This window comes from Halorussus gelatinilyticus (assembly GCF_023238445.1).
Classification (GTDB): Archaea; Halobacteriota; Halobacteria; order Halobacteriales; family Haladaptataceae; genus Halorussus; species Halorussus gelatinilyticus.
In genome coordinates this window covers 3579354-3592843 of sequence record NZ_CP096658.1, presented here as the reverse complement: position 1 = coordinate 3592843, position 13490 = coordinate 3579354, and the positions used below count along the sequence as shown (strand labels likewise).

Below are 13490 nucleotides of genomic sequence, written 5' to 3'. Positions count from 1 at the left end.
CCTCTACCATGACTGAGCACGGGACCGCACAGATTCAGGACGACCTTCGGGAAGTCGCCATGCGGCGACCCCACCTGCGGGACTACCTGAAGCGATTCAAGCAGTTCACCGGCGAGTTCCCGAGACTCATCGACGAACCGGGCGACGAGTGGGAAGCCGACAAGCCCAACGTCATCTATCCGGTCGGCGGTCCCATCTACTGTCACGTCTACGGCGACGTGGGCCAAGACACCGAGTACTACGCGGTCGAACCCGAACTCTCGGGCACCGAACAGGAGCTGTTCGGTAAGGTCCGGGGCGAGATTTTGGAGAAGAGCGTCAAGAAGCCCGCACCGCAGGACGAGGGCGAGTACGACGACCGCATCGAGGAACTGCTGGACGACACGGTGTTGGTCAACAACGGCAACAACGGCGGCGGTGGCGGTCGGGCCAACCTCCAGAACGTCTCGGCACAGCGGATTCTCGACTGGATAAAGGACGTCTCGTACAACGACTTCAAACACAACGTCCGGACGTTTTCGACCGACGACATCGTGCGGTACGTCAAGGACTTCACCAACATCGGGACCTACGAGGTGTCCGAACAGACCTACGAGAACATCCGGTACCGACTCAACCGGGACATCGTCGGCTTCGGTCCGCTCGAACCCATCATGCGCGACCCGGCCAACGAGGACATCCACGTCATCGGTCCCCACGAGACGTACGTCGACCACGGCACGTTCGGCATGCTCGGGACCAGCGTGGACTTCGGGTCGCCCGACCGATTCGACAACTGGCTGCGAAACATGGGCGAGCGAATCGGCGACCCTGTGAGCGACAGCGACCCCATCGTCGACTCGACCCTGCCGGACGGGTCGCGTATCAACATCATCTACTCCGACGACGTGAGCCTGAAGGGGCCGAGCCTCACCATCCGTCAGGGCGAGGGGACGCCGCTGTCGGTCGCCCAGATTACCAAGTGGGGCACGCTGTCGCCGAAGCTGGCGGCGTACCTCTGGCTCTGTCTGGAGAACGAACAGACCGTGTTCGTGGTCGGGGAGACGGCGTCCGGGAAGACCACGACCCTGAACTGTATCATGTCGTTTATCCCCCGCGACAGCAAGATCTACACCGCGGAGGACACCGCCGAGGTCCTGCCGCCCCACGACACGTGGCAGCAACTCCTGACCCGCGAGGGCGGCGGCGAGGACAGTACCGACGTGGACATGTTCGACCTCGTGGCGGCCGCGCTCCGTTCGCGTCCCGACTACATCATCGTGGGTGAGGTCCGTGGCGAGGAGGGTCGCATGGCGTTCCAGGCGGCCCAGACCGGCCACCCCGTGATGCTGACGTTCCACGCCAGCGACATCGTCTCGATGATTCAGCGTTTCACCGGCGACCCCATCAACATCCCCGAGACGTTCATGGACAACGCCGACGTGGCGCTGTTCCAGAACCGGGTCAAGCAGGGCGACGACGTGCTGCGCCGCGTGACCTCGGTGCAGGAAATCGAGGGCTACTCAAAGGAGATGGGCGGCGTCGTGACCCGCCAGTCGTTCTACTGGGACCCCGTCGAGGACGAAATCGTCTTCCAGGGGATGAACAACTCTTTCGTCCTCGAAGAGCAGATTGCGACTCTGCTCGGGTACGAGAACACCCGCGACATCTACAAGGAACTGGACTTCCGGGCCGAACTCATGGAGCGAATGATAGAGGAGAACATTCTGGGCTACCACGAGGTCAACGAGACCATCGAGGCCTTCCAGCGCGGCGGGGTGGACGAACTGCCCTTCGACATCCACCGCTCCATCGACTGATTGGGCAGGAATTTTCGCGTCGAGCCTTTTACTCCGTCAACAGCAGTACCGACTCGCCGAGGAGGTACAGCGGCACGGCGTAACTGAGGAGGGTGGCGACGATGGCCATGACCGCGATTGCTGGATTCGAACTTCCGGACCCGGTCCGGAGGAAGATGGCCGCGACGAACCACAGCGTCAGGGCGTCGAAGAACTCGGATTTCTGCATGGGGCGTCCAGTCGGTCGGAGGGACCGGTGAAGTCGTTTTCGCCTCCTAGTTCGTCGGTCCGATTCCCCACTGCGGCGTTCGATTCGACTGCCTTCGAAGAGACCCCCGAGTATCAGCAGGAAGATTTCGAGGGAAAGAGAATTGAAGGTGGAACGTAAACCCCGCGAACACCGACGGCTTCCACTATGGCGACGAACGAAGAATCCGGGGACGCCCCCAAGGACGTGAAAGACCTCATCTCGGGCTTCATGTCCTCGACTATCGAGTCCTACCAGCACATGGAGACGCCAGTCTCCCGGTATCTCACGCTGGTCGTGGCTCCCTCGGTCGTGTTCTTCCTGCTGACCCTGGTGGTCTACGTCGTCACCGACTTTCCGCTCCTCATCTCCGCGCCGATTCCGCTGTTGGGCCTGCTGTCGCTCGTCGTCGCGGTCATCTACCCGAAGATTCTGCGCGACCAGAAGCGCAAGGAGATAGAGGACCGCCTCCACCTGTTCATCACTCACATGACCATCCTCTCGACCGCGAACATCGACCGCGTGGAGGTGTTCCGGACGCTCGGCGAGGAGGAGGAGTACGGCGCGCTCTCCGAGGAGATGCGCCGCATCACGCAACTCGTGGACACGTGGAACCAGAGTCTGGACGACGCCCTGCGCATCCGAGCGAACAAGTCCCCGAGTAAGCCGTTCGCCGACTTCCTCGACCGCCTCGCCTACACAATCAACGCCGGACAGGAGATTCAGGACTTCCTCCTCTCGGAGCAGGACGTGGTGATTCAGAACTACGTCACCATCTACGAGGGGTCCTTGCAGAACCTCGAAGTGATGAAGGACCTCTACCTCTCGATGGTCCTGTCCGTGACGTTCGCGCTGGTGTTCGCCACGGTCCTGCCGATTCTGACCGGCACGAACCCCACGATGACGGTCAGCGCGGTCGTCGTCATGTTCGCGTTCGTCCAGACCGGGTTCCTCATCATGATTCGCAACACCGCGCCCTACGACCCGGTGTGGTACCACCCCACCCACCAGACCACCGACGCGGAGTGGCGCATCCGCATCTCGGTCGCGGTCGGATTCCTGCTCACGCTCGCACTCATCGTCGCGTGCCTGCTCGTGTTGATGGGGCGGACCGGCATCGACCCCGACGCGATTCCGCTCCCCATCTACGCCGCGATTCCGACCACGCCGCTGTTGCTCCCCGGCGTCGTCGCGCGCCGCGAGGAGGAGAAGATAAAGGAACGCGACGAGGAGTTCACGAGTTTCATCCGGGCGCTCGGCGCGACCGAGACCGCGAAGCAGAGTACCACTACGAAGGTCCTCGAGAGTCTCCGAGGCAAGAACTTCGGCGCGCTGAGCTCGAACGTCAGCGACCTCTACAAGCGCCTGAACATGCGCATCGAACCGGCGATGGCGTGGCGACACTTCACCGCCGACTCGCGGTCCTATCTCATCCAGAAGTTCTCGGAGATGTTCCTCATCGGGCGACAGATGGGCGGCGACCCGAAGAAACTCGGCGAACTCATCTCCGCGAACATGAACGAGGTCCTGCAACTGCGCGAGCGCCGCGCCCAATCGACCGTCACCCTCATCGGCGTCCTCTACGGTATCACCGCCGCCTCGACGTTCGCGTTCTTCATCGGTCTCGAAATCGTCGAAGTCCTCTCGCAGATGTCCATCGGCCTCAACAGCAGTCAGCTGGACATCACGACGATCATCCACACGAACGTCTACGACATCCCGACCATCGAGTACCTGCTGGTCATCATCACCCTGCTCAACGCCGTCCTCTCGTCGCTGATGATTCGCATCGCGGACGGCGGCCACAAGGTCAACTCCTACATGCACTTCGTGTTCCTGATGTGGTCGTCCAGCCTCATCGCGGTGTTCACCCGCGTCGTCGTCGGGTCGTTCCTGAACGTCTGAGGTCGAACGGTTCCGTTCGGATTTTCACCGCGAACCGCGAACCGAGACGCTACCGATAGGCGAGTGACTGCTTCGAAAGCCCCCGGTCGCTCGATGGCCCGCGACTCGCTGCGGTCCTCGATCTTCGACCTGCGGGCCGTACTTCGTCGGGGGACAGTCGAGCGACCGGCCCCTTTCAGTCCCGCCCGTGGTGATGGGCCGGTAGGTGCGTCTCTGGCGGTGGTCGGTCGAGCGTTCGCAGGCGGTTCAGCTCCGGTGGATGACGAAGAACGCCGCGATACCGCCGAGCGCGAGCGCGAACCAGTAGCTCGCCACGCGATAGACCAGCGCGGCGCTGGCGGCGACGTCGGCCTGGAGCGTCGTCAGCGCGACCATCAGGCCCACCAGCGCGAACTCGACGCCGCCGACGCCGCCCGGCGTGGGGACGACGCCCGCCAGCGAACTCGCCGGAACCACGAACAGGACCAGTATCGGAGTGAGTTGGTCGGCGATGCCGAGCGTCAGCGCCGCGAAGTAGAGCGGCGCGGCGAAAAAGAGCCACCCGGCGTAGGCGTAGACGAGCGTCTTGGCGAGTTGGCGGCGACTCGCCGCGATTCGGTCCACCAGTTCGTAGAACTCGTCGATTCGCTCGCGGGCGTTCTCGGCGTCGATGCGCTCGACGCGCGCGGCGACGGGACCGACCACCTTCATCACGAGTCGCTCCACGAAGTTCCGGTGGCGATAGGAGCCGTAGATGAGGGCGGGAAGGACGACGGCCATCCCGCCGAGTCCGGCCACGAGCAACTCGGCCTGCTTGGGCACCTCGCCCTGTATCAAGAGCGCGAGGGTGCCGAGTCCTGCGAACGTGAAGAACGGAAGCAGGTTGATCAGGTCGGCGGTCACGACGCTGGCGAGGCTGTCCTGATAGTTGGCCTCGGTGTCGGCCGCCAGCACGTAGGCGATGAACGGGCCGCCGCCCGCCTTGCCGAACGGCGTCGCGTAGTCGGCGAACGTGGCCGCGAAGTAGGTCGTGATTATCTTCCGAAAGGGAACCTCGATGCCGACCGTACTGAGGATCACGTCCCACGACTTCGCCCAGATGACCAGCGAGACCACCGTCGAGAGGCAGGCCACGCCGAGCCATATCAGGTTCGCCCCTCTGAACGTCCGTGCTATCTCGTTCCATCCGATGACCCGGCCGAAGAAGTACAGCAGGAGTCCGGCGACGACGAACCCGGCGATGACCTTGATAGTCGTTCGACGGTCGAAGACCTCGCCGGACGTTTCGGTGGACATCCACGTCACGAAACGAGGGAGAGACAGTTAGGTTTCGTGGCTTGGGCGGTAGGGAGGGCGTTCGGCGGGGGTCACGCGGGACCGAAAAAATATTTACCCCTACTGAGAATTACGTTGCAAAGAGGCGCGCGGACAGCGGGCGTCCTCGGTCCTGTCTACCATGTCCGAAAAGGTCATCGCCGACTTCGTCGCACGGTTCAGCCTCGACACCTTCGATTCGCCGGAACCGGTCAAGGGTCGAATCGTCCTCAGTCAGAAGCGACTGGTGCTGGCCTCCGGCGACGGGTCGAAGACGACGATTCCGCTCTCGGCCATCTTCGACATCAACGTCGGGCAGGTCCCCGCCGAACTCGAATCGTTCTTTCAGGACACCATCACCATCGCCTACCGGGAGGACGACCGGCGTCGGTCGGTGGTCATCGAGGCCGGAACCGAGGAGGTCTCGCGGTTCAAGACCGTGCTGTTCAAAGCCGAACTCAGCGGCGCGAAGGCGAGAGTCAAGCATCCCGCGCGGGTCGGTGGCCGCGTGACCGACGCGTCGTTCCAACCGTCGAAACTCAAGATTCGACCGGGCGTAGTGGAGTTCGTCGGCGACGAGTCGGTGACGGTGAACCTCGCCAACGTCACCCACTTCCAGAGGGACACCCGCGACCGCGGGTCGGTCCTCGTCGTCCGCCACGCCGACGAGGGCCAGTCGGTCACCTCCGAGTTCGCCATCGAGAGCGACCGGAAACTCAATCTGCTCGGCCGCTACCTCCGACTCGAATACTCGGAACTCGCCCAACAGGCCGAGGAGGTCACGACCTCCGAAGACGAGATGGAGGCGCTGGTCGCCATCTACTCGGGCGCGCGGAGCGGCGACCTCGCCGGAACCCTCGGCGTCGATTCGAGTCGGGTCACGATGCTGCTGAACGACCTCCGGGAGAAGGAACTCATCGACGAGGGCCAGAAGGGGCTGTCGCTGACCGCGCAGGGTCAACTTCTGGTCAGCGACCGCATCGAGTCGGTGAACACTTAGAACGTCTTATCATCTTTCCTGTTAGATAATTTTTTCCACACTATAGGGGTACGTAATACTCCTGTGGATTTTTATACAGCGGTTTGGTAGAAGTCAACATACTATGGGCCACGCCATCCGCGTCCTGTTGGTGGACGACGACCCGGCCATCGCGGACTTGACCGCTACCCATCTGGAGCGGGCGAGCGACCGCATCGAGACGGCCGTCGAAACCTCTCCGGCCACCGCACTCGACCGCGTAACCGACGACGCGGTGGACTGCGTGGTCAGCGACTACGAGATGCCCGAGATGGACGGCCTGGAATTTCTGGACGCGGTCCGCGAGACCGCCCCGTCGCTCCCGTTCATCCTGTTCACCGGGCGCGGCAGCGAGGAGATAGCCTCCGAGGCGATTTCGGCCGGCGTCACCGACTACCTCCAGAAGGAGACCGGTTCCGACCAGTACGCCGTGCTGGCCAACCGAGTCGAGAATGCGGTCGCGCAGTACCGCGCCGAGCGCGAGGCCGAGGAAGCCGACGAGCAGATTCGGCGCATCTTCGAGCGCATCACGGACGCCTTCTTCGCGCTGGACGACCAGTGGCGGTTCACCCACGTCAACGAGCGCGCGGCCGACTTCTTCGGTCGGGACGCCGACGACCTGCTGGGCGAGAACATCCGCGAGGCGTTCTCGGACGACATGGGCGAGGAGTTTCGAGCCGCCTACGAGAAGGCCTTCGAGGTGCAGGAACCCGTCACGCTCGAAACCGAATCCACGTTCCAACCGGGTGACTGGCTGGAAATCCGGGTCTACCCCGCCGAGGACGGCCTGTCGGTGTACTTCCGGAACGTCACCGAGCGCCGACGCGCCCAGATGGAACTGCGCGAGACCAACCAGAAGATAGAGGCGCTCCACGACGTGGCCGCCCGCGCGGTCGGTTGCACCTCCGAACAGGACATCTACGACCTCGCCATCGAGGCGGCCGAGGAGATTCTCGCATTCGACCTGTGTACGGTGGACGCGGTGGAGGGCGACCATCTCGTCACCAGAGCCGTCTCGAAGGTCGTCTCGACCGACGGCTACTACGAGCGGACGCCGCTGGACAGGGAGGACAACCTCGCGGCCCGCGTCTACCGCGAGGGCGAGACCTCGTTAGTCCGGGACCTCCACGAGGCCGACGTGGTGCCCGCAGAGAGCGAGTATCGGTCGGCGCTGACGATTCCGTTCGACGAGTTCGCGGTGTTTCAGGCGGTCTCGAAGGACGCCGACGGTTTCGACCGCGGCGACCGGGAACTCGCCGAACTGCTGGCGGCCCACATCTCCGAGGCGCTGGCCCGCGTCCGGACCGAGACCGAACTCCGGGCCGAGCGCGACCGGTTCGCCGCGCTGTTCGAGAACGTTCCCAACGCCGTCGTACGCTACGGAATCGACGGGACCGACGCGGTGTGCAAGTCGGTGAACCCGGCGTTCGAGGACGTCTTCGGCTGGCGCGAGGACGAAATCGTCGGCGACTCCGTGGACGACTACATCCTGCGGGACGACCAGCAGGACGAGGGCGAGGCGCTCAACGCGCGCGTGAGCCACGGCCGGCGCATCGAGGGCGCGGAGGTCCACCGAACGACCCGCGACGGCGGCCGTGACTTCCTGCTTCACACCGCGCCCGCCGGCGACGACGGCGAGAGCGAGGCGTTCGCCATCTACGTGGACATCAGCGAGCAGAAGGAGCGCGAACGCCAGTTGGCCCGCCAGAACGAGCGGCTGGAGGAGTTCGCCAGCGTGGTCAGCCACGACCTGCGCAACCCGCTGAACGTCGCCTTGGGGCGGTTCGACCTGCTCGAAGACGAGTGCGACAGCGACCACCTCGCGCCCATCGGCCGGTCGCTGGACCGGATGGACGGTCTGGTCGAGGACCTGCTCAAACTCGCTCGGCAGGGACTGGTCGTGGACGACCCCGAACCGGTCTCGCTCTCGGACGCGGTCGAAGAGGCGTGGGAGACCGCCGATACCGCCGAGGCGTCGCTCCGCCTCGCCGACGACGCGGTGGTCGAGGCCGACGACGCCCGCTTCCGGGAACTGCTGGAGAACCTGTTTCGGAACGCGGTCGAGCACGGCGACGTGGGAACCGCCGTGGAGGTCGGCCTGCTGGACGACGGCCAAGGGTTCTACGTCGCCGACGACGGGCCGGGCATCCCCGAAGCGGAGCGCGAGCAGGTGTTCGACCACGGCTTCACGACCGACGAGGACGGCACCGGCTTCGGTCTCGCCATCGTCTCGTCCATCGCCAACGCCCACGGCTGGAACGTCGAAGCCGTGGACTGCGACGACGAGACCGGCGACGATTGCGAAGGCGCGCGCTTCGAGTTCTCTCGGGTGACGCTCCGTGACGAACTGTCGTCGGAACGTTGATTTAGGTCTGGGACTGACACTCCCAGTGGACGCGTTCGGGCGGTTCGTAACGAAGCCGGCCGTCGTCCGCATCGCCGGACGTGGAAGGGTAGCTCAGTGGTAGAGTGCCACCGGACTTCCCGGTGGCAGCCTTACAGGCTTCGCGTGGTTCGACTCCCGCCCCTTCCGTTCTGTGGCGAGCAATCGGCGAGCACCGCGTAGCGTGTGCTCGCTACTCTGCGAGCCACGAGCTGATTCAGAAGGGAGTCGAGCAAGTCAGTCGCAAGTCCGGAAGTACAGCGACCGGCGGGAGCGAGCGGAAACGCCTCGGCGAGTTCGAGCGAACGCGAACGGAGTTTCCGTCGAGCAAACTCACGTCGAAAATCAGCCAGTAACGTCCCCGAGAAGCGTGGGAAACGTCGATTAGCGCGGACCGATAGGCTCGCGCGGGAGCGGTTCGTCGTCCTTGATGTCCGCCGCGATAGACCCCATCGTCTCGACGCGGAGCGGCGTCGTGTCCCTGACCTGCGCGAGGTACGAGAGGATGGACTCCATGCGCTCGAAGTCCCGCTCCTCGGTCAGGTTGTTCGGATGGAGCCACATGTGGAACACGCCGTTCTCGGCGCTCGCGCGGTCGATGCCGCGCTTGGCCATGCTGACGATCGGGTCGTCGGTCACGCGCTCGACGGCGCTTCGGCCTCGGCCCTCGAAGCAGAAGAGGTAGAGCGAGGCCGGCACGTTGACCAGTCCGTACTCGTCTTCCTCGGGCGTGACGAGCGTGGACGAGACCGTTCCGGTGGGCCACCCGAAGAGTTTCGCCATCGACCCGAGCGGGCCGCGGTCGTACCAGCGCCGGGGCTGGGTCCCCCGGTAGCACTTGACGCCGTAGGCCGCCAGCACGTCGCGGTGGCCGACGTAGTTTCGCGGGAAGACGACCGAATCGACCGAGAGACCGCGCTCCTCGGCGACTTCGACGCACTCGCGCATCTCGGCCGACGCGATTTCGCGGGAGGTGTGGCCCATCTCGACGTGGGAGTAGGTGTGGCTCCCTACCTCGTGGTCGGCGTCGGCGTCCTCGATGGCGTCCACGAGCTTCTGGCCGTACCACTGTTCGTCCCGGCCCTCCCACGTGCCGGGGTCGCGGTCGAACCACCCGTCGGGCGTCGGGTGGGAGTCGTGGTCGCCGTCGCAGGAGTCTAACATGAGGTGGCCGACGACCGCCCAGGTCGCCGGAACGTCGTGGTCGTCGAACATGTCGAGGAGTCGGAGCCACGACTCGCGGGCCGCGCCGACCCGGTCTTCTGGCATCGTCTCGTGGTCGTGGAACCCCCACGCGAGCTCGGCGTCGAGGGAGAGTACGACAGAACCCATCGTGTCGCTTCTATCGGGCGGTCGGCGAGTAAATCGGTCCGACCGTTCAGGAGCGTTCTGCACGGTAATCGTCGGTTTCTACTCGACGGTCACGCTCTTGGCGAGGTTTCTGGGCTTGTCGATGGAGCGGTCGAGCAGGTCGGCCGCGTGGTACGAGAGCAGTTGGAGCTGGACGTTGGCCAGCACGCCCGCCACGTCAGGATGCGTGTCGGGAATCGTCAACACCTCGTCGGCGTACTGGTGGACCGACTCCTGTCCGTCGCTGGCGACCGCGACCACGGGCGCGCCGCGGGCCTCGGCCTCCTTGACGTTGCCGAGGGTCTTCTCGTCGTTGCGCCCGGTGAACACCGCGAAGATCGGCGTCTCGGGCGTGACGAGCGCGAGCGGACCGTGTTTCAACTCGCCCGCCGCGAACCCCTCGGCGTGTTCGTAGGAGATCTCCTTGAACTTGAGCGCGCCCTCCAGCGCGACCGGCCGGACCGTGCCCCGACCGATGAAGAAGTACGCCTCGCTGTCCCGGTAGTTCTCGGCCACCCTGCGGGCGCTCGTGTAGTCCAGAATCTGCTGGACGTGGCCCGGCAGGTCCGAGAGGGCTTCGAGGCGGGCGCGGGCGTCGTCGGTCCGCGAACCGGTCACGTCCCGGACCATCCGTTCGGCCAGCAGGCCGAGCGAGACGACCTGCGAGGAGAACGTCTTGGTCGCCGCCACCCCTATCTCCGGTCCGGCCCGGATGAACAGCGCGTCGTCGCACTCGCGGGCCGCGGTCGAACCGACGACGTTCGTCACCGCGAGCGTCCGCGCGCCCGAGGCGTTCGCCCGCCGGAGCGCCGACAGGGTGTCGGCCGTCTCACCGCTCTGGGTCACGCCGACGACGAGGGTCCCCTCGTCTACCGGCGGTTGGGACGTCGCGTACTCGCTGGCGAGGAACGCCTGCGCGGGTACGCCGCCCGAAGAGAGGAACTGCGCGCCCACCAGTCCGGCGTGGTAGGAGGTCCCGCAGGCGACGAACTGGACGCGCTCGACGTCCTCGAAGGTCCCGGCCGGGAAGTCTTCGAGGTCGATGTCGCCGGTGGTGGGGTCGGCCCGGCCTCGGAGCGTCTGGCGGAGCGCGGCGGGTTGCTCGTGAATCTCCTTGAGCATGTAGTGGTCGTAGCCGCCCTTCCCGGCGTCTTCGGGGTCCCACTCGACCGTCTGGACCGACCGTTCGACCGTCTCGCCCTCGGTGGTCGAGATGCGGTGGCCGTCGGGTTTCACGATTACCACGTCGCCGTCGTCCAGATAGACCACATCGTCGGTGAAGTCGAGGAACGCGGGCACGTCGCTGGCGAGGAAGTACTCGCCGTCGTCCACGCCCAGCACGAGCGGCGACCCGCGTCGGGTCGCGTAGACGGCGTGGTCGTGCTTCGTTATCATCGCCACCGCGTAGCTGCCCGAGAGCTTCTCGATGGTCTCGCGGAACGCGGTTTCGGGGTCCGCGCCCGCCGCCAGTCGTTCCTCGACGAGGTGCGGGATGACCTCGGTGTCGGTGTCGCTCTCGAAGGCGTGGCCGCGGGCCCGTAGCCCGGCTTTGAGTTCGTCGTAGTTCTCGATGATGCCGTTGTGGACGACCGCGACCTCGCCGGTGCAGTCGGTGTGGGGGTGGGCGTTCGCGTCGCTCGGCGGACCGTGAGTGCTCCAGCGCGTGTGCCCGATGCCGAGACCGCCGTCGGGCACCTCGTCGGCGAGGGCGTCTTTCAGGTGGGAGATCTCGCCCTGCCGCTTGAACACTTCCGGACCGCCGCCGTTCTTGATGGCGAGTCCGGCCGAGTCGTACCCGCGGTACTCCAGATTCTCGAGTCCCGTGAGGAGTTCGTCCACCGCGCTGTCGTCGTCACCGCCGATTCGGGCGATGATTCCACACATCAGCAGTACACCCCCGGCGTCTCGGTCGTGGGCGTCGTATTGGTAGCTATCATGGTTAGAGGGTCGTAGTTCGAAAGTCGTTCGGGACGGCGCACTGACCGTCACATAATCTGCGCCTATCGTTCGTCCGGGCTACTCCATCGAGCATTGTACCGTCCTGACCGCCCCGAGCTACGGGAAGCGGGTGCTGTTCGACAGATGGCGTCGGGTGCCCTTTGTTATACGCTCGCTGACTTCCCGGTAGGAGGAAATACGCCGGCCGTAGGCCGAACTTATCTTGAAACGGGTGAAACGGTTTTCGGGGCGTACCGCCGTTCGCCCGACGCTCTGGCGGCGCGTGAAACGACGGCAGGCCGCGAAATCGGTCCGGTAGCTCACACTTACGTCGCCGCAAGCAGGTGGTAACAAAGGCTCCGCCCCGAGTTGTACTGCCAATGACAGCCGAGAGGATTCAGGCAGTCGTCCTCGCCGCCGGCGAAGGCACTCGAATTCGGCCGCTGTCGGCGTCGCTCCCCAAGCCGATGCTTCCGGCCGCCGACCGACCGCTGGCCGCCCACGCCGCGGACGCCGCGGTACGCGCGGGCGCGGACGAACTCGTCTTCGTCGTCGGCTACGAGGCCGACGCGGTGCGCGAGTACTTCGGCGAGGAGTACGCGGGCATCCCCGTGGAGTACGCGGTCCAGCACGAACAGGCCGGGACCGCCGACGCGGTGCGTGCGGCCCGCGAACACCTCGACGGCGCGTTCGCGGTGCTGAACGGCGACAACCTCTACGACCCTGCGGGCGTCGAGCGGTTGTTCGCGGCCGGGCCGAGCGTCGGCGCGCACCGCGTCGCCGACCCGACGAGCTACGGCGTCCTCTCGACGGACGGCGAGACCGTCACCGACATCGTGGAGAAGCCCGCCGACCCGCCGACCGACCTCGCCAACACCGGCGCGTACGTGTTTCCCGCCGAGGCCCGCGAGTGGCTGGACGTGCCCGCGAGCGAGCGCGGCGAGCACGAGATCACCGACGTGTTGGCCCGGACCATCGCGGAACACGAGGTCACGGCGGTCGAAATCGACCGCTGGCTCGACGTGGGCCGGCCGTGGGAACTGCTGGCGGCCAACGAGTGGAAACTCGGCGAACTGGAGCGAGACGTCCGGGGGTCGGTCCACGAGAACGCCGACCTCCGGGGCGACGTCGTGGTCGAGGAGGGCGCGAGCATCGACGCCGGCGTGGTCATCGAGGGTCCCGCGCTCGTGCGCTCGGGCGCGAGCGTCGGCCCGAACGCCTACGTCCGCGGCGCGACGCTCGTCGGCGAGGACGCCCACGTCGGCCACGGCGTCGAAGTCAAAAACAGCGTCCTGATGGCAGGAGCCACCGTCGGTCACCTGAGCTACGTCGGCGACAGCGTACTGGGCCGGAACGTCAATTTCGGCGCGGGGACGACGGTGGCGAACCTCCGCCACGACGACCAACCGGTGAAACTCACGGTGAAGGGTGAGCGCGTCTCGACCGACCGTCGGAAGTTCGGCGTCGTCGTCGGCGACGAGGCGAAAACTGGTATCAACGTCGCGCTGAACGCGGGCACGAAGCTCTCGCCGGGCGTCGGAATCGCACCGGGCGAGACCGTCACGCGCGACCGATAGG

9 protein-coding genes and 1 tRNA gene are annotated in these 13490 nt (G+C 65.5%); 6 read left to right on the top strand and 4 right to left on the bottom strand.

Annotation, left to right across the window (positions count from 1 at the left end):
• The first annotated feature begins 8 nt into the window (after positions 1-8).
• Positions 9-1799 (top strand): archaellum flagellar ATPase motor FlaI, encoded by a 1791-nt coding sequence (gene flaI, locus M0R88_RS18235; protein WP_248654839.1) that lies wholly within the window; start codon positions 9-11, stop codon positions 1797-1799.
• 28 nt (positions 1800-1827) lie between these two features.
• Here the strand turns inward: flaI and M0R88_RS18230 are convergent, their stop codons facing one another.
• Positions 1828-2007 (bottom strand): hypothetical protein, encoded by a 180-nt coding sequence (locus M0R88_RS18230; protein WP_248654838.1) that lies wholly within the window; start codon positions 2005-2007, stop codon positions 1828-1830.
• Between the two features lie 186 nt (positions 2008-2193).
• On the opposite strand from M0R88_RS18230, the gene arlJ reads away from it, so the two are divergent.
• Positions 2194-3930 (top strand): archaellar assembly protein ArlJ/FlaJ, encoded by a 1737-nt coding sequence (gene arlJ / locus M0R88_RS18225; RefSeq protein WP_248654837.1) that lies wholly within the window; start codon positions 2194-2196, stop codon positions 3928-3930.
• A 246-nt stretch (positions 3931-4176) separates the two neighbouring features.
• Here the strand turns inward: arlJ and M0R88_RS18220 are convergent, their stop codons facing one another.
• Positions 4177-5205 (bottom strand): lysylphosphatidylglycerol synthase transmembrane domain-containing protein, encoded by a 1029-nt coding sequence (locus M0R88_RS18220; RefSeq protein WP_248654836.1) that lies wholly within the window; start codon positions 5203-5205, stop codon positions 4177-4179.
• Between the two features lie 160 nt (positions 5206-5365).
• Between M0R88_RS18220 and M0R88_RS18215 the strand changes: the two genes are divergently transcribed.
• The 3 genes from M0R88_RS18215 (at position 5366) to M0R88_RS18205 (ending at position 8774) form a co-directional block, all read left to right on the top strand.
• Entirely contained in the window at positions 5366-6223 is an 858-nt protein-coding gene (locus M0R88_RS18215; RefSeq protein ID WP_248654835.1) for a CheF family chemotaxis protein, read from the top strand.
• Between the two features lie 103 nt (positions 6224-6326).
• Entirely contained in the window at positions 6327-8606 is a 2280-nt protein-coding gene (locus tag M0R88_RS18210; RefSeq protein WP_248654834.1) for a PAS domain S-box protein, read from the top strand.
• A gap of 82 nt (positions 8607-8688) precedes the next feature.
• Positions 8689-8774 (top strand) — tRNA-OTHER (locus M0R88_RS18205).
• Positions 8775-9008: 234 nt separating this feature from the next.
• On the opposite strand, the gene M0R88_RS18200 is transcribed toward M0R88_RS18205, so the two are convergent.
• Positions 9009-9956 carry a polysaccharide deacetylase family protein gene (locus M0R88_RS18200; protein ID WP_248654833.1) on the bottom strand — a complete coding sequence of 316 codons (948 nt, stop codon included), beginning with the start codon at positions 9954-9956 and terminating at the stop codon, positions 9009-9011.
• Positions 9957-10034: 78 nt separating this feature from the next.
• Complete coding sequence (glmS, locus tag M0R88_RS18195; protein WP_248654832.1) at positions 10035-11858, bottom strand: glutamine--fructose-6-phosphate transaminase (isomerizing); 1824 nt, start codon at positions 11856-11858, stop codon at positions 10035-10037.
• Between the two features lie 449 nt (positions 11859-12307).
• Here glmS and glmU point away from each other — a divergent pair, with 449 nt between their 5' ends.
• Positions 12308-13489: a bifunctional sugar-1-phosphate nucleotidylyltransferase/acetyltransferase gene (glmU, locus tag M0R88_RS18190; protein ID WP_248656734.1), complete on the top strand. Its 1182-nt coding sequence runs from the start codon at positions 12308-12310 to the stop codon at positions 13487-13489.
• Position 13490 lies beyond the last annotated feature (1 nt).

What these genes read in the sequence shown, in the direction of transcription:
- flaI (WP_248654839.1), top strand. Translation starts at nt 9, where the DNA reads ATGACTGAGCACGGGACCGCACAGATTCAGGACGACCTTCGGGAAGTC.
- M0R88_RS18230 (WP_248654838.1), bottom strand. Translation starts at nt 2,007, where the DNA reads ATGCAGAAATCCGAGTTCTTCGACGCCCTGACGCTGTGGTTCGTCGCG.
- arlJ (WP_248654837.1), top strand. Translation starts at nt 2,194, where the DNA reads ATGGCGACGAACGAAGAATCCGGGGACGCCCCCAAGGACGTGAAAGAC.
- M0R88_RS18220 (WP_248654836.1), bottom strand. Translation starts at nt 5,205, where the DNA reads ATGTCCACCGAAACGTCCGGCGAGGTCTTCGACCGTCGAACGACTATC.
- M0R88_RS18215 (WP_248654835.1), top strand. Translation starts at nt 5,366, where the DNA reads ATGTCCGAAAAGGTCATCGCCGACTTCGTCGCACGGTTCAGCCTCGAC.
- M0R88_RS18210 (WP_248654834.1), top strand. Translation starts at nt 6,327, where the DNA reads ATGGGCCACGCCATCCGCGTCCTGTTGGTGGACGACGACCCGGCCATC.
- M0R88_RS18200 (WP_248654833.1), bottom strand. Translation starts at nt 9,956, where the DNA reads ATGGGTTCTGTCGTACTCTCCCTCGACGCCGAGCTCGCGTGGGGGTTC.
- glmS (WP_248654832.1), bottom strand. Translation starts at nt 11,858, where the DNA reads ATGTGTGGAATCATCGCCCGAATCGGCGGTGACGACGACAGCGCGGTG.